Source organism: Epibacterium sp. HA2-3, assembly GCF_055693725.2.
The window spans coordinates 437,204-460,265 of sequence record NZ_CM172490.1 but is presented as its reverse complement, the minus strand read 5'-3'; the positions used below and the strand labels follow the sequence as shown (position 1 = coordinate 460,265).

Below are 23,062 nucleotides of genomic sequence, written 5' to 3'. Positions count from 1 at the left end.
ATCACCGGTCCTGACGCAGCTTCTGCAGGATGCGGGCCCAACCACCGGGCACCAGAAAGAACGACATCACAAACCCGGTGACAAAGCCCGCAAGATCGGCAACCCACTCCGGGCTGCCGCCAAAAATCAGACCAAAGAGCAACTGCACCCCCATCAAGAACGCAATGAGCGTGAAGGCGCGGTATTGCTGCGCGCCGACGGTCGCAAGTGATAGCCACAAAAGATGGGTAAAGCCGCCGATCAACCCGTAGACCGCCGGAAAGCCCCCGAACAGGGCCACATTGCCACCGACCAGCAGCGCATAGGCCAAGGCCCCTCCGATGGCAGAGCCGATAAAGATCAGCACAACGGCGATCTCACCCATGGCTTCGCCTACCATCTTGCCCATGGCCAGAAGGAACACGCAGACAAAAACTGCCTGGGTAAAGGCCCCGTGCACAAAGGCGTAGGTGACAAAACGCTTCAGCAGATCAAAGGGCCAGGTGCCGTTTTCCCACATCCACCAGAAATACTGCGGGCCAAAACCGTATTCCTGCAGGGCGTTCAGCCGCCAGCCCACCGCCTCCGGGCCACCGATGTAGCCGCGGGCGCCGAAGGAAAACATTGCCTCGATACCGATGATCACGATCACCAAAGCCACCACCACTGGCGGCAGGGCGTTAAAGGGAGATTGGTTCTGATCTTGCATTGGTCCTGCTCTCCGGCGCTCTGGCGCGCGCTCTACGGGTCTACGCCTGTTGACGATACTCTGCGCCATGGGTAAGCGACGATGGTGCATAATTCCAGACGGGAGTTTTCGACGATGAGCGAAACCAGCTTCACCCCGCGTGTCTTTTCAGGCATACAGCCTTCGGGCAATCTGCATCTGGGGAATTACCTCGGTGCATTGAAGCGGTTCGTCGACTGGCAATCGCGGGACGTGGAGTCGATCTATTGCATGGTCGACCTACATGCGATCACCGTCTGGCAAGACCCCGCCGATCTGAAGAAGGCCACGCGCGAGCTTTGCGCAGGCTTCATTGCCGCGGGGCTTGATCCGGAAAAATCCATCCTGATCAATCAGAGCCAGGTGCCGGAGCACGCGCAGCTTGCATGGATCTTCAACTGCGTCGCCCGCATGGGGTGGATGCAGCGGATGACCCAGTGGAAGGATAAGGCAGGTAAAAACCAGCAAAACGCTTCGCTGGGTCTGTTGGCCTATCCGTCCCTGATGGCAGCCGATATCCTGATCTACCACGCCACCCATGTGCCGGTGGGCGAGGACCAGAAACAGCACCTCGAGCTTACCCGCGACATCGCGACAAAGTTCAACCACGACTATGGCGTTGACTTCTTCCCGCTGACCGAGCCGGTGATCGAAGGCGCGGCCACCCGTGTCATGAGCCTGCGTGATGGCTCCAAGAAGATGTCGAAATCCGACCCTTCTGATGCGAGCCGGATCAATCTCACCGATGATGCGGACACCATCGCCAAGAAAATCCGCAAGGCCAAGACCGACCCCGAGGCCTTGCCCTCCGAGGCCAAAGGGCTTGAAGAGCGCCCCGAGGCACGCAACCTTGTGAACATCTACGCGGCGATGGCCGATCAGACAGTGGATCAGGTTCTCGCAGATGTGGGCGGCAAACAGTTCTCGGAATTCAAACCAATGCTGGCCGATCTCGCGGTCGAGCGTATGGCGCCGATCACCACCGAGATGGCCCGTCTGATGGAGAACCAGGACGAGATCGACAAGATTCTCGCTCGGGGCTCGGAGCGTGCGCGCGCAATCACTGCACCAATTCTGCGTAAGACCTACGACATTGTCGGCATGGTCGCCCCGGTCGAGATTTGATCGCAGCACATCAACTGCGATGTCCAGAACTGCCGAGGGCCGCCCGTTTGATTGGGCGGCCCTCTTCTTTGCGCGCAGACTTTGTTTGTGCGATACCCTCGGCGCCAAAGCAGCTGCGGGCGCATTACATGTGTCACCAATAAAGGTTACGACGGACACGCGGCCTTGTAGGTCTGCCCGGCGCTGTTGCGATAGGTACATTGACGCGGCGCATTGGCACCGATCTGCGCGCCGACCGCGCCACCGATCAGCGTGGCGGCAACCTTGCCGCTGCCAGAGCCAACCTGGTTGCCGACAGCCGCACCCGCGAGAGCGCCACTCACAGCGTTGATGTCTTGATTGTCGCTGCACCCCGCCACAAGCACGCTCGCCGCAAAGAGTGTCGCTAAGAGTCCTGACGTCTTGGACATTGATCCATCTCCTCTCTGATGACCGGGGCTAGAGGGGGAGGAGCCGCTTCATATGCGCCACATTGCCTCCCGGCTCCTTGCCGCCGGTGATGGTTGACCGTCCATGTAGAAACGTAGCACGTCGGAAATTGTTCCCAAGCGTTCCCTCGGCGATGGCGCAGAGAGCGCGGTTCGTTGCCGATGCATCATGGGTTGTGGCGCGGTCTAAAGCCCGGAGACGCCGTGAAGCGTGAGGCGTGCGACCACATCGGCATAGCCTTTGCGGTCCTCGGTGTCTGCGCCCGCATTCCACATGTAGTGCCAGTTCAGCATCCCAAACACGGACATCGTCACCGCGCGCAGCTTGTCCTTGTCCGCCGCCAAAGTATCAGGCGCCGCATCGCGGATCGCGGCGCTCATGAATTTCACCATTTCACGCTGATACGCGCGCAGATGCTCCTGTTGTGGCTCCGGCAGCGCTGACATCGCATTGAGCTGCACCTTGTGTTCGTGATCGGCGCCCTCATAGGCCAAAAGTACCTCGGTCAGGATAAGACGCAGGCGCACAACCGGGTCCGGATCGCTCAGCTCAAGACCGCAGACCCGATCCCTGAGCCCGCGCAAATAGCTGTCGAGAAGGTCAAAGAGTAGTGCGTCCTTGCCCTCATAGTAGTGATAGATATTGGCCTTGGAGATCCCGCAGGCCCGCGCGATCTGCGTCATCGAGGCCCGGTCAAAGCCTTCCTCGGCAAAAAGGCGCGCCGACGCCGCGAGGATCTGCGCGCGCTTTTGATCGTGGTCTTTGGCAATCGTCCGGGCCAAGAGTTCTTATCCTTTGTTGCGATTGTCGACGACGCGGCGCGCCTTGCCCTGCGAGCGTTCGACACTGCCGGGCTCGCCTACCGAAATCTCTGCCGAGATGCCAACGATATCCTTGATCCGCTTGGCCAGCTGCTTGGTGCAGGCCTCGCGTTGTTCGGGTGCGGTGGCCGCTGGCAATACCTCAACATGGATGCGCATCGCGTCCATGCGGCCCTTGCTGTAAAGCTCGATCTGATAGTAGGGCGCGAGCGCCTCTACCGTGAGCATCTGCTCTTCGATCTGGCTGGGAAACACATTGACGCCCCGCAGGATGATCATGTCATCCGATCGCCCGGTGATCTTGGCCATCCGCCGCATTGAACGCGCCGTGCCCGGGAGCAGGCGGGTCAGGTCTCGGGTGCGGTAGCGCACCATCGGCAGGCCTTCCTTAGTGAGTGTGGTGAAGACCAGTTCGCCCAACTCGCCATCGGGCAGCACCGCGCCTGTTTCGGGATCGATGATTTCCGGCAGGAAGTGATCCTCCCAGATGACCGGCCCGTCCTTGGTCTCCACACATTCATTGGCGACACCCGGCCCCATGATTTCCGAGAGGCCGTAGATATCCACCGCATGCATATCAAAGGCCGCCTCGACCTCGCGGCGCATCGCATCGGTCCAGGGTTCCGCGCCAAAGACGCCAACCTTCAGCGAAGAGCTGCGCGGGTCGATCCCCATGCGGTGATATTGCTCGAGGATGTTCAGCATGTAGGACGGCGTCACCATGATGCCGTCGGGGCGGAAATCTTCGATCAGCGTCACTTGCTTTTCGGTCTGGCCGCCCGACATCGGCACCACCGTCGCGCCGAGGCGCTCAATGCCGTAATGTGCGCCAAGCCCGCCAGTGAACAGCCCGTAGCCATAGGCGTTATGCACCATATCGCCGCGCCGCAGGCCTGAGGCGCGCAAGGACCGCGCCAAGAGGTCCGCCCAAGTGTCGATGTCCTTTCGCGTGTACCCCACCACGGTCGGTTTGCCCGTGGTGCCAGAAGACGCATGCAGCCGGAGGATCTGTTCGCGCGGGACCGCAAACATCCCAAAAGGATAGGCATCGCGCAGATCACCTTTGGTGGTGAAGGGGAACTTTGCGAGATCCGACAGCTCCTGCAGGTCGTCGGGGTGGACGCCCGCTGCATCAAACCGCGCCTTATACATCGCCACATTGTCATAGGCGTGGCGCAGCGACCATTTCAGGCGCTCCAATTGCAGGCTGCGGATCTCGTCGATAGACGCGATCTCGATCGGATCCAATTCGTCCCGGTTTGGTGTCAAATCAAGCATGGGCGTCCTCCATCGCCTTGGTGTCTGTCTGCACCCGTGGTCCGGGTGCCTCGGCTCATTCCTCGAAGAGGTGTCCCTTGATCGCGCGCGAGCAGCCACGCATCTCTGCAATCAGCTGCCCGTCCTGATTCTTGACGCTCACGTCATAGATGCCGCTGCGCCCGGTCAGAGAAACCTCACGCGCCTCGGCCAGTAGCCTGTCGCCTTTGCGACCTGGCGCGATAAAGCTGATCATATTGTGCTGCGCCACCGTCGCCTGGTTGCGGCTGTTACAGGCAAAGGCAAAGGCGCTGTCGGCGAGCATGAAGATCACGCCGCCATGGCAGATCCCATGGCCGTTGCAGTGATGCGCCTCGACGGTCAGGGCCAGCGCGGCACTGCCCTCGTCGACACGTTCGATGCCCATGCCGGCCCATTTGGACGCCTGATCGTCGGCCCACATTGCCTGTGCGGATTTCTCGGCCCGTTGTTGTGCGGTCAATGACATGGATTATTGCCCCCGAAACACGGGCGTTCGTTTTTCCAGAAAGGCGCGCACGCCTTCGGCGTAATCCGCGCTCTCGCCACAGGCCTTCATCGCATCCGCCTCACGCTCGAGTTGCTCTGTAAGCGTATAGGCCCCCGAGGTCTGGATCAGCGATTTGGTCAGCCCCAGCCCCAGTGTCGGCCCGTCGGCGAGCTTTGCGGTCAGGGTGCGGGCCTCGTCCATCAACGCCTCATCCGCAACGCATTTCCAAATGAGTCCCCAATCCGCGGCCTGTTCGGCACTCAGAGGCTCTCCGGTCAAGGCCAGAGCCTTGGCACGGGCCTCGCCCAGCAGGCGCGGCAGGTGATAGCTGCCAGCAGTGTCGGGGATGAGGCCGACCTTGGAAAAAGACTGGATGAACTTCGCGCTCTGTGCAGCCAGCACAATGTCTGCGGCCAGCGACAGGTTCGCGCCTGCCCCTGCGGCAACGCCATTGACGGCGCAGACGACCGGAAACTCCAGCGATCGGATCAGGTTCACGAGTGGCGCATAAAACGTGCGCACCGTGTAGCCCAGATCCACGGGGCCTCCCGCCGCGTCCGGATTGCGCGCCGACAGATCCTGACCCGCGCAAAACCCGCGCCCAGCACCCGTGAGCAGCAACGCCCGCTTTCCAGAGTCGCGCGCCTCTTCCAAAGCGGCACGCAGGGCCAGATGCATCTCATCGGTAAACGCATTGAGGCGATCAGGGCGGTTCAGCGTGATCTCGCACCATGTGTCGTGATCCTGTGTCAGAATGCTCTGCTCCATGAGCCCTCCCCTTGCCCCTGGCGACCGATTTCGCGCTCGATTGGGAAAAGACTTGCATAAACCGACCGGACGGTCAATATATTCAATCAGGAAAATGAGCCGCCCCGAACTCGGGCGCTGGCACTGCATTTGCACAACAGGCTTCAGGGAGACACGAGACATGTGCCCGAAAGATGTGGCGAGCTTTGCCGCCGGAGAATGGATCGCACCGGACCACAGCGCACGCGAGATTGCCTCTGCCATCACCGGAGAGGTGATTGCGCGCGCGGGGAATGCCACGCTCGATGTGCAAGCGATGCTCGATCATGCCCGCGATACGGGCGGCCCCGCCCTGCGCGCCATGACCTTCCATGACCGCGCCCGCATGCTCAAGGCGCTGGCGCAGCATTTGGACGCCCACAAACAAGAGCTCTACGACCTGAGCTTTGACACCGGCGCGACCCAGAAGGACCACCTGATCGACGTCGACGGCGGCATCGGCACGGTGTTTGTCTTTGCCTCCAAGGGGCGACGCGAGATGCCCGACAGCACGGTCTATGCAGACGGCGCGGTCGAGCAACTGTCGCGCCACGGCAGTTTCATGGGCCAGCACATCTGCACCTCGCTGCCCGGTGTTGCAGTGCATATCAACGCCTTCAACTTCCCGGTCTGGGGCATGCTGGAAAAGCTCGCACCCACCCTGCTCGCCGGTGTTCCCGCCATCGTAAAACCCGCTACCGCCACCTGCTACGTCACCGAGGCTGCCGTGCGCCTAATGCTCGACAGCGGCCTTCTGCCCGAAGGGGCGTTGCAACTGGTAAGTGGCGGACTTGGCGACATGCTGGACCGGCTGACCTGTCAGGACGTGGTGAGCTTTACCGGCTCTGCCGCAACCGCGCTCAAGTTGCGCCAGACCCCCGCGATTGTTGAAAACTCCGTGCGGTTTGTAGCGGAACAAGACAGCCTCAACGCGTCGATCCTCGGCCCCGACGCAGCACCCGGTAGCGCGGAGTTTGATCTCTTCCTCAAGGAAGTACAGCGCGAGATGACCACCAAAGCGGGGCAGAAATGTACTGCGATCCGCCGCATCATCGTGCCCGACGCACAGGTAAACGCTGTGATCGATGGGCTGAGCGCCGCGCTTGCCAAGATCACCATTGGTGACCCACGCGCCGACAGCACCCGTATGGGCGCGCTGGTCTCCGCCGCGCAAAAACGCGATGTGCTGGAGCAAGCCGCCAAAATCGCAACCGAGGCCACCCGCGTCTTTGGCGACCCCGACAATTTCACCGTTGAGGGCGCTGACAAAGACAAAGGCGCCTTCGTGCCGCCCATGCTGTTCCACTGTGCCGACCCGGACGCCGCGCGACATGTGCACGACACCGAAGCCTTTGGCCCTGTCTCTACCGTCATGGGCTATCGCGACCTTTCTCATGCGTCCGAACTCGCCAATCGCGGCCAGGGCTCCCTCGTGGCTTCCCTGATCACCGCAGACCCGGTGGTCGCACGCGAGGTCACGCTAAACATCGCGGCCTTCCATGGACGCGTCTATATCAACAATGCCTCCTCAATGAAGGAATCCACGGGCCACGGCTCTCCCCTGCCCCATATGGTGCATGGCGGCCCCGGTCGCGCCGGCGGCGGCGAGGAGCTGGGCGGAGTGCGTGCGGTGAAACACTACATGCAGCGCACTGCGGTGCAGGGTTCGCCCGAGATTCTGTCGGCGATCACAGGCAAGTGGGTGCCTGGCGGCCCCGAAACCACAGGGCCCGCACACCCCTTCACGCGCCGCTTTGGCGCACTCACGATTGGGGAAACACTGCACACCGCGCCGCGTGTCGTCACCAGCGATGACGTCGCCCATTTTGCGCAGTTCACCGGCGACACCTTCTATGCCCACATGGACGATGCCGCCGCAGAGCGAAACCCGTTCTTTCCCGGCCGCGTTGCTCATGGCTACCTGCTCCTGTCCTTTGCAGCGGGCATGTTCGTCGAGCCGAATGAGGGCCCCGTGCTCGCCAATACCGGACTTGATAACCTGCGCTTCATGAAGCCGGTGGTGCCTGGCGACAGCATCAAGGTGCGCCTGACCGTCAAAGCCAAGACCCCGCGAAACGAAGAATATGGCGAGGTCCGCTGGCATGTGACCCTCACCAATCAAGATGATGAGCTGGTGGCGGAATACGACCTGCTGACCATGGTGGCGTTCTGAACCCACCTCAGCCTCGATGATGTCACGTCATGGCAGTTGGGCTGGCGCTAACCCGCGCCAGCCCTTATCGTATCTGCATGACACAAGACACCGACGACTGGTTTACCACTGCAATCACGGCGCTCACTGAACCGGATGGCCTGAGGGTCTGGTCCATCATCGTGTCCTTCCTCGGAGATATGGCGCAAGACAAAGGCGCCGGCGTCAGCAGTGCTGCCTTGACGCGGGTTATTACTCCGCTTGGCATCAAACCAGAGGCCATTCGGGTTGCGCTGCACCGTTTGCGTAAGGATGGCTGGACCGAGAGCCAGCGACGCGGGCGGGGCTCCTTTCATTTCCTGACCCCCTTTGGGCGGCAGCAATCCGCGTTGGTGACCCCCCGTATCTACGCGCGCAGCACATGTGAAACAGACGCCTGGACCTTGCTTGTTGCGGGCACGCCAGACGGGCTGGAGACGCTGGATGCGCTCTGCAACCAGACGCCACTAACCAGCATCCGGGTCAATCGCCACGCCGCGATCACACCGGGCCCTGCCATGCAGCACGCCGCAGAGACCTCGCACATGCTGGTTGCAAATCTCGATGTGGCGCATGTGCCCGGCTGGCTTCAGGACGATCTCTTTCCAGAACCATTGCGGCAGAGCTGCGCGGCTCTTGACCAGGCCCTTGCACCCCTCGGGAGCCCACCAGACCTCTCTCCCTTGCAACGCGCCTGCCTGCGCACGCTCCTCGTCCATCGCTGGCGCCGGATTACGCTCCGACACCCGGACGTGCCACGCGTATTTCACCCCGCAGATTGGAGCGGAGAATCCTGTCGCACGCGGGTCTTTGCCCTGCTCGACAAGTTGCCGCAGCCCGAACTGGCAGAAATCGAAGACGCTGCCCCTGTGGCCGTACAAGCTGCGCCACACGGCACAATCGCTGTAACTGGCTGACATCAAACGGGAAGCCGGGCGGCGGGCAAAAAAAATCTCCAAAATCTCGGATCTTTCTGTTTTCTCCCTTGACCCTGCCGATGGCATTCCGTAAATCGCCTCCACACAGCGAGCGGCGGAGTAGCTCAGTTGGTTAGAGCAGCGGAATCATAATCCGCGTGTCGGGGGTTCAAGTCCCTCCTCCGCTACCACCCTTCCCACAACAGACACACAGCCAACACCATGGGCCCACGCCTGTGCAGGCACTTGTCCCACGCACGACACTCATGCAAACGTTTCGGCATCGAGGCGCGTGAAGTGCTGCGGAAAGCAAAGCCGCAGATACGACAGAACCTGCGCCTTGGCCGACTGCCGTGTAAAGCGGTCTGGATACATCAGAATATTGAGCCAGAACCCGTCAAAGAGGCTTTCGAGCATCGCCGAAACCGTATCGGAATCGATGCCGCTGTAGCCACCCTCTGCTATGATGTCCGCACACAAGCGAGAGGTCGCAATCTGACGCTCCTCATCTAGGGGGCCGGTCAGCTCCCGATAGGCTTTGCGCGGGCGACTCTCACCGAAGAATGCAAACCAGACCGAAAGCTTGCGGCGGTTGCAGATCTTGGCGTGAAACTGCGCGTCGACGATGAGCTTCAGTTTGTCAGCGGCAGACACATCCGGCTGTGAGGACCTTGTGAACCAAAGAGCGCGGTGTTCGTCTGCAAGATGCGTCAACGTTGCCGTCAGAAGCGCCTCCTTGCTTTTGAAATGGAAATTAACCAGCCCAAGCGACAGACCTGCCTCCGCCGTGACCTTCGCCAGTGTTGTTCCCGAGAGACCATATGTGCTGATTGCAGTGATGGTCGCATCGATCAACTGCTCACGCCGGGCTTCGGGCGGTGCGGTTCGTGGCTGTTTTTTAGGCAAGTTGTCTGACATTTTCCACTCCACTGAATGCTCATTCAATCAATTTCTTGATTTTGGCTTAGGGTCAAGCTAGCCATTTGATCAAATCAGAGTTCGCTGCAGGAGTTGAGACTATGCCCTCTTCCCTTCCGACCCAAGCGCAAGTCGTGATCATCGGCGGGGGGTCGATCGGCTGCAATATCGCCTATCACCTCACGCAACTTGGCATGACAGACGTTGTGATTCTGGAGCGCGACAAGCTGACAGCTGGCACAACGTGGCACGCCGCAGGCGAAATCGTCCCGGCCGTTCTAGGAGCGGAGTGGGAATGCGAACTCTATCTACACGGCCGCGAACTGATTGCTGGCCTTGAGGCAGAAACAGGACAGGCGACCGGCTGGCGCGAAGTCGGCTACATTCAACCGGCAGACACCGCGGAACGCCTAGAGGAAATGCGCCGTGGGGCAGCCTTCATGAACCTTCACGGCTTCGAAATCCACGAAATCTCACCGCGCGAGGCGCAGGAACGCTTTCCGATTGGCGACTTTAGCAACACGCTTGCCGCCTTCTGGTATCCCAAGGAGGGCCGCACCAACCCGGTAGACACAACGATGGCGCTGGCGCGCGGCGCGCGCACTCGCGGCGCGCAGATCCTTGAAGATGTCGCTGTGACAGATATCCTCACGCGGCAAGGACGCGCTGTTGGTGTACGTACCGATCATGGCGACATCGCTGCCGAGCATGTGGTTATTGCTGCGGGCATGTGGTCGCGTCAGATCGGCGCAAAGGCTGGCGTTAATCTGCCGCTGCAGGCCGCAGAACACTATTATCTGATCACAGAAGAGATCGAGGGTATCCACCGCGATCTGCCACTGCTCGAGGATCCGCACAATTGGTCCTACTACCGAGAAGAAGTTGGCGGCTTGCTGGTCGGCCTGTTCGAACCCGACGCCGCCCCGTGGATGATCGACGCCATCCCGGACAACTTTGCCTTTGGCGAGATTGAACCGGACTGGGATCGCATGGCCCCTCACCTCGAAGCCGCTTTCAGCCGTGTGCCACAGGTCGCCGCAGCGGGTGTGCGCAAATTCTTTTGCGGGCCCGAGAGTTTTACCCCGGATCTTGCCCCCCTGATCGGCGAGGCCCCGAGCCTGCGCAATTGCTGGGTTGCCGCGGGGATGAACTCGCTTGGGATCCTCTACGGGCCGGGGGTCGGCAAGACACTTGCGCACTGGATTGTGGAAGGACGCTGCCCGGTTGATCACACGGCGTTCAACGTCAGCCGGTTTGCCGACGGCACGCATAACACACCCGCCTTCCGACGCGCCCGGACCCCAGAACTCCTCGCCAAGAGCTTCGGCGCGCATTTTCCAAATGACAGTTTCAAAACGGCCCGCGGCCTCAAGCGCTCGCCACTCTACGACCGGCTCAGGGCCGCCGGGGCCTATTTCACGGAGAGTCACGGCTGGGAGCTGCCTGACTGGTTTGCCCCGACCCCAGAGGCGGCGAAGATCGACCGCTACAGCTGGGGCCGGCAGAACTGGTTTGACTGGCACGCCGAAGAACACCGTGCCGCCCGCGAGGATGCAATCGTGATGGACATGTCCTCGATGGCAAAATTCCTTGTCCAGGGACGTGACGCCTGTACATTGCTAAATCGCATCAGCTGCAATGACATCGACGTCCCCATCGGCAAGGTGGTCTATACCGCCTGGACCAACCAAGCGGGCGGCTTTGAAGCTGACCTTACGGTAACCCGCATGGACGTCGACCGATTCATGGTTGTGGTCGGGGAGAACAGCCACGGCCATACGGAGACCTGGATGCGGCGCCACATCGGCGCCGATGAATTTGTAACAATCACGGATATGACCGACGGGATCACGCAGATCAACCTGCATGGCCCCAAGGCCCGGGACATCCTCGCAAAAGTGAGCGCCGCAGACCTCTCGCAAGAGGCCTTTCCCTTCATGACTGCGCAACATATTGATGTCGGGCTCTTTCGCGTTCACGCGCTCCGTGTCACATATGTCGGCGAGCTAGGCTGGGAACTGCACGTCCCGAGCCTGCACGCCGTGCAAGTCTATGACCTGCTGATGCAGGCTGGCGCAGACCACGGGCTGCGCAATGCCGGGATGCAAACACTGTCTTCGCTGCGGCTGGAAAAGGCCTATCGCGACTTTGGCGTGGATGTCGACAACACCGACACACCAATTGAGGCAGGCCTGGGCTTTGCCGTGAAGCTCGACAAACCCGGCGGCTTCATTGGGCGCGACGCCCTCGCCAAAATAAAGGCCGCAGGTGTGCCCAAACGGCGCATGCTGCAATTCCTGCTGAGAGATCCCGAGCCGCTGCTTCATGGCAATGAAATCATCTATCTCGACGATAAACCCGTCGGCTACATCCAGGTCGGCGCCTATGGTCATACCCTTCAAGGCGCGGTCGGCATTGGATTTGTGGAGATCGAAACGCCACTGACCTCAGAGATCGCCACTTCAGGCGCTTGGTCAATCGACATCGCAGGGACCAAGATCGCTGCAACTGCTTCGCTCAAACCGCTCTTCGACCCCGCAATGGAGAGAGTGAGAAAGTGATAACTTTCAATCTCTTAACTTATTCTGGACTGAGGTTTCTGCACTTCACTAGCGCCAACCTTACCAGACGGTAGGCACCGTGCACGCTCAACTTACCGAGTGGTAACTGCAACTTACCGAATGGTAATGGTAGCAAAAAGGTGACACTGCACGTAAACCCAGCCTCGATGGGCAACTCTACGCCCTCAAAGACGCGGGAGATCCATCGCCAGCAAAGGCACGAAAGGCAGATAACCCAGATGTAATTGCGTCAGGCGCACAAAGAACCTGGCAAAAACTGCCCGAGTTCTTGCCATTTGCCGCACCCGCGCGTTATGGCGCAAACACGCGTTTTGCGCAAGGGTGGAACAGCAAAACCCACCCCGGATCAGCAAATCTCAACCACCAATAACGCTGCCCTGCAGCGGCAACCGCCTGACCAGTCGGTTCCGTCAACTCGCTGCACTGCAATAGGTGCCCTCTCTCAACGTCAGGCTCGGCGCGCACCGCAAATGCGAGATCAGAGATTTGCAGAACGCGAATATGTCAGTTTTTAGACATTCAGTTGCAGTCCTTGATGCGCACGCAACGCAACCAGCACGCGCGACAGATTTCCTCAGCTTGTACAATCTCTTGGCAAATCGCGACGCAAACACGCCGCATGCGATGGCACCGCAACAAAGCTTGGGTCAAGCAACCGCGAACGGCCGCGAGATCGTCGCAATACTGAATCTTAGGAAAGTTGTGAGAACATTACCGAAATGCGCATGTATGACCCTCAAGGAGACCACCCCTGTGTTGCTAAAGCCATCGAGCGTTTCGCTCAAACTCAAACTGCCCGTCTTGATGGTTGCCCTCACAGTTGCATTTGTGGTGACCGTATCTTTGCTCATCTACACGATGGCCGAACGCAGCATCCACGAGAAGGTCGCTTCTGCAAAAGTATCCAAGGCGCACGCCGGCGCGCAGGCCCTGCGTTTCAGCATCGATGCTGCGCAACGCGATGTCTCCAACCTCGCAGCACTGCCAACCACCTTTCGCGCCATCAATAATTTCGAGCGCGTCATCGGGATGATCGAGGTCGACGACAAGATCGGCTTCCTGAAAACGCACTACATCGTAGAGAACCCCAACACCGAAGAAGAGCGCGCTGCACTGGTCGATCCCGGTGATGGCTCCTACTACAGCCAATCGCATGTGACGTATCATCCGACCTTTGTGCAGACTGCCGAACTCAGTGGATATTCAGACATCTACCTGATCACCCCCGCGGGGCTTGTGGCCTATTCGGTCCACAAAAAAGGGGACTTTGCGGAAAATATCAATGACAGCGTGCTGGCCGACACTGCCTTGTCGCGCGTCGCGCAAGCCGCTCTCGCGGCGGAGCCCGGCAGCGTCGTCGTCGAAGATTTCTCAGCCTATGGGCCCTCCGGCGCCGTTGATGCGTTTCTTGCCTCTCCGATCCTGAACAAGCGTGGCGATCCGGTGGGCGTGATAGCAGTACGGATTGGAACCGATTTTGTGCAATCTGCCCTGAACGCAAACCTCGCGGACGATGGCTATGAGAACATCTTTCTTGTCGACCCGGATGGCCGCACCAAGAGCCCGGGGATGATCGCCGATGCCTTCTCTCTCCTGAGCGTTCTTCCCAATGCCCCCCATATCGCTGCGGCACGCGCAGGCGAAGCTGGCAATTTCACCGCTACGGTCACCGCATTGGGCACACCCGCAACCGCAGTTGTGGTGCCGCTTGACCTCAATGGCTTTGACTGGTCGGTGGTGATGGAAACCGACAGCGCCCAGGCCTTTGCCGTGATCCATCGAATCCGCTGGATGGTGCTGTCCCTGATCGGCGCGTCGATCGTTGTCTCCATCGGGGTTTCCTGGGCGGCTGCCAACAGGGTTACACGCCCGATCCATCAGCTGCGCGACGCCACCAATGCGCTCGCGCAAGAGGACTACGACATTGCCATTTCCGGTCTCAGCCGTGGCGACGAATTTGGCGATCTGGCGCGCAGCCTCGATACCTTCCGCGACAAGCTCAAGAGCGCGGATGAGGCTGCAGAGCGCGAAGAGGAAGCCAAACGCGAAACAGATTTTGTGGTGGATGAAATGAGCCGCGCCTTGGCGCAGCTGCAGGATGGCAATCTCGTGAGCGAGATTGAACACCCCTTCTCCAAAGACTACGAGACCCTACGCGAGAACTACAACCACAGCCTGCAGAACCTGCGCAACTCCCTGCGGGAAGTCGTGGAAGCCTCGCAGCATGTGGATCGCTTCTCGCAGGAGCAGCGCGCCGCCGCCAACGAAATGGCCGAACGCACCGAGAGCCAGGGTTCCACGCTTGAGAAAACTGCCACAGCCATGCAGGACCTGAGCCAGCGCCTTCGCGAAACAGCGGAAAAGGCCACCGAGGTCGACAGCACCATGCGTGGCACGCGCCGCGAGGCAGAACAGAGCAACGAGGTGGTGCGCTCTGCCGTGGCCGCCATGGATCAGATCCAGCAGGCCTCCAGCGAAATTGCCAAATTCATCAATATGATTGATGATATCGCCTTCCAGACCAACCTCCTCGCTCTCAACGCCGGAGTGGAGGCCGCACGGGCCGGGGAAGCAGGTGCAGGGTTCGCCGTTGTGGCCTCTGAGGTGCGAAACCTTGCGCGCCGCGCTTCTGAAGCCGCCGGCGAGATCAAGACCCTGACCTCCGCAAGCGAGGAGCATGTGGCCAACGGGGTGTCGATGGTGGACAAGGCGGGCAATGCGCTGACGAGCATTATCGCTCAGGTCTCCTCGGTGGGCGATCTTGTCTCTGAAATCGCGGGCGGTGTTCAGCATCAGTCGCAGGGACTTGAAGACATCAACACCGCTATGCGCGAACTCGATGCCGTCACCCAGCAGAATACCGCGATGGCCGAAGAAGCATCCGCGTCGAGTCAGTTGCTGCAAAGCGAAGCGCGCACGCTCTCCAGCGTCACCGGACGCTTTCAGATTGATCCCCCCATGAGCACAGATGCACCCGCCTCTTGGGACGACGGCTCCGACACACCTGCCGCTTCACATGAGGCAGCGGGCTAGACGCCAACGCAGCACTACAAGGTCAAACGCAAGGCATCGCACCTTCGAAGGTGCAGCCTTGCGTTTTTATGCAAAACAGGGGATCAGCCTCTAAGAAAGCTCCAGTAAAGTTTGCGCCCGCAAAGTTTAAGGTGCACAATGCGCCTCAAACCGCACGGCGAAACCTCTGCAATCGGGACCCAGAATACTCAGGAGGGCACATGTCAGAGTCGAAAATCCGCAACATGGAAGAGCTGGCCAGCGTCAGCGGCATCTCCCGACCAACACTCTCCAAGTATTTCAACAACCCCGACAGCGTCCGCGCCTCAACCCGCAAGAAGGTCGAGGCCGCATTGCAAGAGCACCACTATCAGCCCAACATCTACGCAATGAATCAGAACAGGAGGCTGACCAAAAACATTGGCATCGTGGTGCCGTATCTTGCGGATCCTTTCTTTGCTGAGATTGCGCGTGTGATCGAGAATCTCGTCATTCAGGGTGGCTTTCGACCGATCCTGCTCAGCTCTCATGGCGAGACGAGGCAGGAGGTCGAAAACCTCGACTCGCTGCGCTCGATCCGTCCGGCTGGCGTTCTGCTGGCCCCCCTTGGCCGCCGCTCTGACACGGCCGCGGTCGATCGGTTTTGCACCGATGTCCCGACCGTTCTCTTTGACAACAACCTTGATGACCTCGGACAGGCCTTCTTTGGGCTCGACAACCCGCAAAGCGTTGGTTTAATGGTGAAACATCTCTGCAAAACTGGGGAGCCGCCCGTTTTCTTTGAGATGAAAACCCCCACCAACCCCAATGCTTACAAACGCCGTCGCGCGTACATCGATACCATGGAAGCCTTGGGACTGGACCCCAAACTGGTTCAGGTTGAAGGCGAAACCTGGGACTTTGAGGAGATCGGCTACAAAGGCGGCCTTGCGGCCATCCGAAACCGCGAACTCTGCACAAACACGGTTCTATGCTCCAATGATCGCCTCGCGATCGGCTTTCTGGCTGCCGCCTATGAATGCGGACTTCGGGTTGGCTGCGGGACCGGCTGCGCGCTGCGCGTTGCCGGCCACGACGACCACCCCTATGCGCGCTTTACATGCCCGCCACTCACCACCATCGCGCAGGATTATTCCGCCATCGCAACACGCAGCGTTGAGGCGATTCTCAACCTCATCGAATCGGGAGAGCACCCGGACCTGCGCAACAGCACCCTGTTCGAGGGCACCTTGATCAAACGCGCCTCCGCCTAAGCCCTGCGCCAAGGTCTTGAGTTTGCTGCCCTTCGATGACTATTCTTTACGCGCGTAAATTTTTTATTGACGAATTCGCCTCCCTGCTCCTACCGTAAGGGCACAACATCCAGACACTAGGGAGGAAACGGATGTACCTGAGAAACGCACTTTGTGCGGCCTCTGCACTTGCGGTTATGGCAACTGGCGCCGTCCAGGCCGAGACCACATTGACCATCGCGACCGTGAACAACGGCGACATGATCCGGATGCAGGGCCTCACTGACGACTTCACCGCCAAACATCCCGACATCCAGCTGGAGTGGGTCACGCTCGAAGAGAACGTGCTGCGTCAGCGCGTGACACAAGACATCGCCACCAACGGCGGCCAGTTCGATGTGATGACCATCGGCATGTACGAAACCCCGATCTGGGCCGCTCAGAATTGGCTTGTGCCGCTGACCGACATGGGGGCTGATTACGACGCGGACGACATCCTGCCCGCGATGCGCGCTGGCCTTTCACATGATGGCACTCTCTATGCCGCGCCGTTTTACGGTGAAAGCTCCATGGTCATGTATCGCACCGACCTGATGGAGGCCGCGGGCCTGACAATGCCCGAAGCCCCCACATGGGAGTTCATCAAGGAAGCCGCCGCCGCGATGACAGACAAGGACGCCGAAATCTACGGCGCATGCCTGCGCGGCAAGGCAGGATGGGGCGAGAACATGGCCTTCATCACCACCGTGGCGAACAGCTTTGGTGCGCGCTGGTTTGACGAAGACTGGACGCCGCAGCTCGACAGCCCCGAGTGGAAAGAGGCGGTCACTTTCTACAACGATCTGCTGCAAAGCTACGGACCTCCGGGTGCCTCTACAAATGGGTTCAACGAGAACCTCGCACTGTTCCAGCAAGGCAAGTGTGGCATGTGGATCGACGCGACTGTGGCGGCCTCCTTCGTGACCAACCCCGACGATTCCACCGTCGCTGACAAGGTTGGATTTGCTCTGGCACCCGACACCGGCAAGGGCAAACGGGCCAACTGGCTCTGGGCCTGGGCGCTGGCCGTGCCTGCGGGTTCTGACGCCAAGGATGAGGCGAAGGCATTCATCGAATGGGCCACCTCCAAGGAGTATCTTGCGCTTGTGGCGGAAAACGAAGGTTGGGCCAATGTACCGCCTGGCAGCCGCACGTCGCTTTATGAGAACCCTGAATACGCCAAGGTTCCCTTTGCGCAGATGACGCTCGACTCGATCAATGCGGCGGACCCCAACAGCCCCACCGTGGATCCCGTGCCCTATGTGGGCATCCAGTATGTCGCAATCCCCGAATGGGCCGGCATCGGCACCAGCGCAGGCCAGGAATTCTCGGCCATGGTCGCAGGTCAGCAAACCCCGGACGAAGCGCTTGCAAAAGCACAGGCTCTGGTCGCTGACGAAATGGAAGCCGCAGGCTACTAACCTCACTCCTCCTGGCCAGGGTTTCGCAACACGCGAGCCTTGGCCTTTTTTCACTCAATTGCAGCCTCGGAAGGGCCCGACCCGACCGATGAGGAGTCTCAAATGGCAACCCAGCATTCCCGCTCGGCCGCGCGCTTCATGATGGCCCCTGCCGTCATTCTGTTGCTCGGTTGGATGCTTGTTCCGCTGACAATGACCCTGCTCTTCTCCTTCAAGAAATATCTGCCCCTGCGCGGGGGCGATCTTGGATGGGTCGGTTTTGACAATTACGTCCGCTTTGTATCGTCCTCCGCCTTCTGGCCCAGCGTGCAGGCGACGCTGCTGATCGTAGGCGGAGTGCTCGTGATCACTGTGATCTTTGGCGTTTTGCTTGCGCTCCTGCTCGACCAACCCATGTGGGGCCAAGGCATTGTACGCATCCTTGTTATCGCGCCGTTTTTTGTGATGCCCACCGTGTCGGCGCTGGTTTGGAAGAACATGTTCATGGATCCCGTGAACGGGCTCTTGGCGCATCTGTGGAAGTTCTTCGGGGCAGAGCCGATCGCGTGGCTCTCCGAAGCCTCGATGCAATCCGTGATCATGATCGTCAGCTGGCAATGGCTGCCTTTCGCGACCCTGATCCTCCTGACGGCCATTCAGTCGCTCGACCGCGAACAGCTTGAAGCGGCAGAGATGGATGGGGCAAGCCCGCTTGCGCGCTTTGGCTACATCATTCTGCCCCACCTCGGCCGGGCGATCACCGTGGTCGTCCTGATCCAGACGATTTTTCTGCTGTCGATCTTCGCCGAGATCTTTGTAACCACCCAAGGCTCCTTTGGCACCCGGACCCTGACCTACCTGATCTTCCAGCGTGTACTGGAGAGCCAGAACGTCGGTCTTGGCTCCGCTGGCGGTGTCTATGCCATCATCCTTGCCAATATCGTTGCCGCATTCCTGATGCGCATCGTCGGCAAGAACCTCGACGCATAAGGGAGGAGACCCGAAATGGCACGTTCCGTGACCCAACACCGAAAAGCGATCAATACCATCGCCGCCTGGTCGGTTGGCCTGTTGATCTTCTTCCCGATCCTCTGGACGATCCTGACCTCCTTCAAGACCGAGGCGCAGGCAATCAACGACCCGCCACTGTTCCTCGCATTTGACTGGACGCTGGAAAACTACGCCGTCGTACAGGAGCGCTCCGACTACCTGCGTTTCTTGTGGAACTCCATCGCGATTGCCGGGGGCTCAACCCTGCTTGGCATCCTAATCGCGGTGCCCGCAGCCTGGTCGATGGCCTTTGTGCCCTCCAAGCGCACCAAGGATATCCTGTTGTGGATGCTCTCAACAAAAATGCTGCCCGCCGTAGGCGTGCTGTACCCGATCTATCTGATCTTTATCCGCCTCGGATTGCTCGACAGTCGCACGGGTCTGATTGTGGTGCTGATGCTGTGCAATCTGCCGATCATCATCTGGATGCTCTATACCTATTTCAAGGAAATCCCCGGCGAAATTCTCGAGGCAGCGCGGATGGATGGCGCCACCCTGAAAGAAGAAATTCTTTATGTTCTGACACCTATGGCCATTCCAGGCATCGCATCAACCGTGCTGCTCAACATCATCCTCGCCTGGAACGAGGCCTTCTGGACCCTGAACCTGACGGCCGCCAAAGCGGCTCCGCTCACGGCCTTTATCGCCAGCTACTCCAGTCCCGAAGGACTGTTTTACGCAAAACTCAGCGCGGCCTCCACCATGGCCATCGCGCCGATCCTGATCCTTGGCTGGTTCAGCCAGAAACAACTTGTGCGCGGCCTGACCTTTGGCGCTGTGAAATAAGGACGACGATTTATGGGACGTATTACACTCGACAAAGTCACCAAAAGCTTTGGGGCGACAGAAGTTATCCCGCCGCTGGACCTGACGATTGAGGACGGTGAATTCACAGTCTTCGTCGGCCCTTCGGGCTGCGGAAAATCCACCCTCCTGCGCCTCATTGCAGGGCTTGAGGACGTGACCTCTGGTCAGATCCGCATTGACGGTCAGGATGCAACCATGACGCCGCCTGCCAAACGCGGCCTTGCGATGGTGTTTCAATCCTACGCGCTCTATCCGCATATGTCGGTGCGCAAAAACATCGCCTTTCCGATGAAAATGGCAGGCATCGACGACGCCGAGCAAATGCGCCGCATCGATGCCGCTGCAAAGGCGCTCAATCTGACCGACTATCTGGATCGCAAGCCCGGCCAGCTCTCTGGCGGACAGCGTCAGCGGGTTGCCATTGGCCGCGCCATCGTGCGGGAACCTGCGGCGTTCCTCTTTGATGAGCCGCTCTCCAATCTCGATGCCGCACTGCGGGTCGGAATGCGGATGGAGATCTCAGAACTTCACAAGAAACTCGCCACCACAATGATTTACGTCACGCATGACCAAGTCGAAGCCATGACGATGGCCGACAAGATCGTGGTGCTGCGCGCGGGTCACATCGAGCAGGTCGGCAGCCCGCTCGAGCTTTATCACAGCCCCCGCAACCTCTTTGTGGCAGGTTTCATCGGCTCGCCCAAGATGAACCTTATCGAAGGCGACGAGGCCGCAAAATACGACGCGCACACCATTGGCGTGCGCCCCGAGCATATCGACATCGGCGAGAGCGGCGGCATGTGGTCCGGCGTGGTCGGGGTCTCCGAACACCTGGGGTCGGATACCTTCTTTCACATCCACGACACGGGTCTCGCCGAGACCATCACCGTGCGTGCCGACGGCGAGGTTGGCTTTCGCCACGGCGATCGGGTCAGCCTGACGCCACGTACGGATGTGATGCATCGCTTTGACGCCCAAGGCCTGAGGATCCCCGAATGAGACTTGAAGGAAAAACCGCCCTGATCACCGGCGCAGCCCGTGGCATCGGGCGCAGCTTTGCCGAGGCCTACATTCGCGAAGGTGCCCGCGTCGCGGTCGCTGATATCGACACTGAACGCGCGCGCCAGACGGCACTCGAGCTCGGCGACCAAGCGGTTGCGATAGAACTGGACGTGACCTGCCAAGAGAGCATCGAGCGCGCGGTCGAGCAAACCGTCGAGGCCTTGGGGTGCATTGATATTCTCGTCAACAACGCCGCGATTTTCACCGCCGCACCCATCACGGAAATCCACCGCGACGATTTTGAACGCGTATTCGACATCAATGTTGCGGGGACGCTGTTCACCATGCAGGCGGTTGCGGAACACATGATTTCGCGTGGCGCCGGTGGCAAGATCATCAATATGGCCAGTCAAGCCGGACGACGCGGCGAGGCTCTGGTCGCTGTATACTGCGCCTCCAAGGCGGCGATCATCAGTCTGACGCAGTCAGCGGGGCTGAACCTCATTCAGCACGGGATCAACGTGAATGCCATCGCCCCCGGTGTGGTGGATGGCGAGCACTGGGATGGCGTAGATGCCTTTTTTGCAAAATATGAAAACAAAGCCCCCGGCGAAAAAAAACGCGAAGTGGGCGACGCCGTGCCCTTTGGGCGCATGGGAACCGCAGATGATCTGACCGGTATGGCGATCTTTCTCGCCAGCGCTGAGGCCGACTATGTGGTGTCGCAGACCTATAACGTCGACGGCGGAAACTGGATGAGCTGATGACCTCGCTGCGCCTTTCAAACGACACTCTCTCGGATTTGCCCAAACATATCACGCGCCCGACCTATGATCGCGCGGCGCTGACGGCGGGCATCCTTCACATCGGGCTTGGCAATTTTCACCGTGCCCATCAAAGCTGGTACTTGCACAGACTGATGCAGCAGGGCGAGGCCCAGGATTGGGCCATCATCGGCGCTGGCGTGCGCGACTATGACGCCGCGATGCGCGCGCGCCTCAAGGCGCAGGACTGTCTCACCACCCTGATCGCTCTCTCCCCTGACACCACGTCCGCCGAGGTGGTTGGCTCTATGATCGACTACCTGCCGATCGAGGCTGACAATGGCGCGCTGATTGCGGCCATGGCCCGCCCCGAGATCCGCATTGTCTCCATGACGGTGACCGAAGGCGGGTATTACCGGGATCCGGTCTCGGGCGCGTTTGATGACACACATCCGGATATCCTGCACGATATTGCCAATCCAAGCACCCCGCGCACCGTGTTCGGCGCGATCATTGCGGCCCTTGCGCTGCGCCGCACCGCCGGTGTTGGGCCGTTCTCTGTACAAAGTTGCGACAACCTGCAGGGCAATGGCGATGTCACCCGCCAGACCGTGCTTGGCCTGGCCCGTCGCAGCGATCCAGAGCTCGCAAGCTGGATTGCGGCGCAATGCACGTTTCCCAATTCCATGGTCGATTGCATTGTCCCCGCAACCGGCCCGGCAGAGATAGCGCTTGCAGCGGAAATGGGCGTCGCCGATCAGGCCCCCGTCACCCATGAGCCCTATCGCCAATGGGTGATCGAGGACAATTTCTGCGCCGGGCGTCCGGATTGGGACAAGGTCGGGGCGACCTTCACCAATCAGGTCCACGCCTATGAGACGATGAAGATCCGTATCCTGAACGCCGGGCACCAGGTCATCGCCAATGCGGGCGAGCTATTGTCCTGTGAGACGATCGCGGACTGCATGCTGGACCCCGACATTCGGGCTATGTTCGAGAAAGTGGAGACGCAAGAGATCGCGCCCTATGTATCGCCGGTGCCTGGCATCACAGCGGACGCTTATGTGGCGTTGATTGCGGACCGGTTCTCGAACCCGGCCATCCACGACACCACCCGGCGGGTGGCGTTCGACGGCTCTTCACGGCACGCGGGCTTTATCCTGCCGATCCTGCGTGACGCGCTGGCTGCGCGGGGTCCGGTCGATGGTCTCGCTCTGGTCGAGGCCCTCTGGGCGCGGATGTGCGCTGGGCTGCGCGAAGACGGAACCGAGATCGAAGCCAATGACCCCAACTGGCCGCAGTTGCAACAAGCGGCGCAGGCCGCAAGGGCTGCCCCCGAGATCTGGCTGGCGCAGTCCGAATATTACGGAGATCTCGCTCAGGAGACGCAGTTTGCTGACCGGTTCTGCCACTGGCATGCACTGATCTGGAGCAAAGGAACACGCGAGGCGCTCCGTTCCTACACGGCTCAGATTTGACCTCGCGCGCCCCGGGC

At 60.0% G+C, this 23,062-nt stretch carries 19 protein-coding genes and 1 tRNA gene; 13 read left to right on the top strand and 7 right to left on the bottom strand.

From position 1 onward, the window contains the following. Position 1: 1 nt before the first annotated feature. Positions 2–688 carry a rhomboid family intramembrane serine protease gene (locus tag ACZ1HH_RS02255; RefSeq protein ID WP_472637193.1) on the bottom strand — a complete coding sequence of 229 codons (687 nt, stop codon included), beginning with the start codon at positions 686–688 and terminating at the stop codon, positions 2–4. A gap of 114 nt (positions 689–802) precedes the next feature. Here ACZ1HH_RS02255 and trpS point away from each other — a divergent pair, with 114 nt between their 5' ends. After that, a complete protein-coding gene (gene trpS, locus ACZ1HH_RS02250) occupies positions 803–1,831 on the top strand; it encodes a tryptophan--tRNA ligase (RefSeq protein ID WP_011537791.1) in 1,029 nt (342 codons plus the stop codon). A gap of 146 nt (positions 1,832–1,977) precedes the next feature. Here trpS and ACZ1HH_RS02245 read toward each other — a convergent pair whose 3' ends face one another. The 5 genes from ACZ1HH_RS02245 to paaG all read right to left on the bottom strand — a co-directional run bounded on the left by ACZ1HH_RS02245 (position 1,978) and on the right by paaG (position 5,635). Then, a complete protein-coding gene (locus ACZ1HH_RS02245) occupies positions 1,978–2,241 on the bottom strand; it encodes a YMGG-like glycine zipper-containing protein (protein WP_011537790.1) in 264 nt (87 codons plus the stop codon). Between the two features lie 204 nt (positions 2,242–2,445). Continuing rightward, entirely contained in the window at positions 2,446–3,042 is a 597-nt protein-coding gene (locus ACZ1HH_RS02240) for a TetR/AcrR family transcriptional regulator (RefSeq protein ID WP_472637192.1), read from the bottom strand. A gap of 6 nt (positions 3,043–3,048) precedes the next feature. Further along, positions 3,049–4,359 carry a phenylacetate--CoA ligase PaaK gene (gene paaK, locus ACZ1HH_RS02235; protein ID WP_011537788.1) on the bottom strand — a complete coding sequence of 437 codons (1,311 nt, stop codon included), beginning with the start codon at positions 4,357–4,359 and terminating at the stop codon, positions 3,049–3,051. Between the two features lie 55 nt (positions 4,360–4,414). Further along, positions 4,415–4,846, bottom strand: a complete 432-nt coding sequence (paaI, locus tag ACZ1HH_RS02230; protein ID WP_011537787.1) for a hydroxyphenylacetyl-CoA thioesterase PaaI — start codon at positions 4,844–4,846, stop codon at positions 4,415–4,417. A 3-nt stretch (positions 4,847–4,849) separates the two neighbouring features. After that, positions 4,850–5,635, bottom strand: coding sequence for a 2-(1,2-epoxy-1,2-dihydrophenyl)acetyl-CoA isomerase PaaG (gene paaG / locus ACZ1HH_RS02225; RefSeq protein WP_472637191.1), 786 nt, complete (start codon positions 5,633–5,635; stop codon positions 4,850–4,852). A gap of 160 nt (positions 5,636–5,795) precedes the next feature. Here paaG and paaZ point away from each other — a divergent pair, with 160 nt between their 5' ends. The 3 genes from paaZ to ACZ1HH_RS02210 all read left to right on the top strand — a co-directional run bounded on the left by paaZ (position 5,796) and on the right by ACZ1HH_RS02210 (position 8,952). Beyond that, a complete protein-coding gene (paaZ, locus tag ACZ1HH_RS02220) occupies positions 5,796–7,826 on the top strand; it encodes a phenylacetic acid degradation bifunctional protein PaaZ (protein WP_472637190.1) in 2,031 nt (676 codons plus the stop codon). 29 nt (positions 7,827–7,855) lie between these two features. After that, complete coding sequence (locus tag ACZ1HH_RS02215; protein WP_472637189.1) at positions 7,856–8,761, top strand: PaaX family transcriptional regulator C-terminal domain-containing protein; 906 nt, start codon at positions 7,856–7,858, stop codon at positions 8,759–8,761. Between the two features lie 114 nt (positions 8,762–8,875). Next, a tRNA-Met gene (locus ACZ1HH_RS02210) sits at positions 8,876–8,952 on the top strand. Between the two features lie 73 nt (positions 8,953–9,025). On the opposite strand, the gene ACZ1HH_RS02205 is transcribed toward ACZ1HH_RS02210, so the two are convergent. Continuing rightward, positions 9,026–9,679, bottom strand: a complete 654-nt coding sequence (locus tag ACZ1HH_RS02205; protein WP_168610126.1) for a TetR/AcrR family transcriptional regulator — start codon at positions 9,677–9,679, stop codon at positions 9,026–9,028. A gap of 101 nt (positions 9,680–9,780) precedes the next feature. On the opposite strand from ACZ1HH_RS02205, the gene ACZ1HH_RS02200 reads away from it, so the two are divergent. The 9 genes from ACZ1HH_RS02200 to ACZ1HH_RS02160 all read left to right on the top strand — a co-directional run bounded on the left by ACZ1HH_RS02200 (position 9,781) and on the right by ACZ1HH_RS02160 (position 23,045). Beyond that, entirely contained in the window at positions 9,781–12,240 is a 2,460-nt protein-coding gene (locus ACZ1HH_RS02200; RefSeq protein ID WP_472637188.1) for a GcvT family protein, read from the top strand. A 750-nt stretch (positions 12,241–12,990) separates the two neighbouring features. Then, a complete protein-coding gene (locus ACZ1HH_RS02195) occupies positions 12,991–15,294 on the top strand; it encodes a methyl-accepting chemotaxis protein (protein WP_472637187.1) in 2,304 nt (767 codons plus the stop codon). Between the two features lie 200 nt (positions 15,295–15,494). Continuing rightward, positions 15,495–16,526 carry a LacI family DNA-binding transcriptional regulator gene (locus ACZ1HH_RS02190; RefSeq protein ID WP_011537780.1) on the top strand — a complete coding sequence of 344 codons (1,032 nt, stop codon included), beginning with the start codon at positions 15,495–15,497 and terminating at the stop codon, positions 16,524–16,526. Between the two features lie 131 nt (positions 16,527–16,657). Continuing rightward, on the top strand, positions 16,658–17,965 hold the full coding sequence (locus ACZ1HH_RS02185; RefSeq protein WP_416367909.1) for an ABC transporter substrate-binding protein: 1,308 nt from the start codon (positions 16,658–16,660) through the stop codon (positions 17,963–17,965). Between the two features lie 102 nt (positions 17,966–18,067). After that, positions 18,068–18,934, top strand: coding sequence for a carbohydrate ABC transporter permease (locus ACZ1HH_RS02180; RefSeq protein WP_416367908.1), 867 nt, complete (start codon positions 18,068–18,070; stop codon positions 18,932–18,934). Between the two features lie 15 nt (positions 18,935–18,949). Beyond that, positions 18,950–19,780, top strand: a complete 831-nt coding sequence (locus tag ACZ1HH_RS02175; protein ID WP_168610121.1) for a carbohydrate ABC transporter permease — start codon at positions 18,950–18,952, stop codon at positions 19,778–19,780. 12 nt (positions 19,781–19,792) lie between these two features. Then, a complete protein-coding gene (locus tag ACZ1HH_RS02170) occupies positions 19,793–20,800 on the top strand; it encodes an ABC transporter ATP-binding protein (protein ID WP_472637186.1) in 1,008 nt (335 codons plus the stop codon). Then, positions 20,797–21,567, top strand: a complete 771-nt coding sequence (locus ACZ1HH_RS02165) for an L-iditol 2-dehydrogenase (protein WP_472637185.1) — start codon at positions 20,797–20,799, stop codon at positions 21,565–21,567. Before ACZ1HH_RS02170 ends, ACZ1HH_RS02165 begins: the two co-directional genes overlap by 4 nt. Further along, a complete protein-coding gene (locus ACZ1HH_RS02160) occupies positions 21,567–23,045 on the top strand; it encodes a mannitol dehydrogenase family protein (protein ID WP_472637184.1) in 1,479 nt (492 codons plus the stop codon). The genes ACZ1HH_RS02165 and ACZ1HH_RS02160 overlap by 1 nt, the downstream gene beginning before the upstream one ends. Positions 23,046–23,062: the final 17 nt, after the last annotated feature.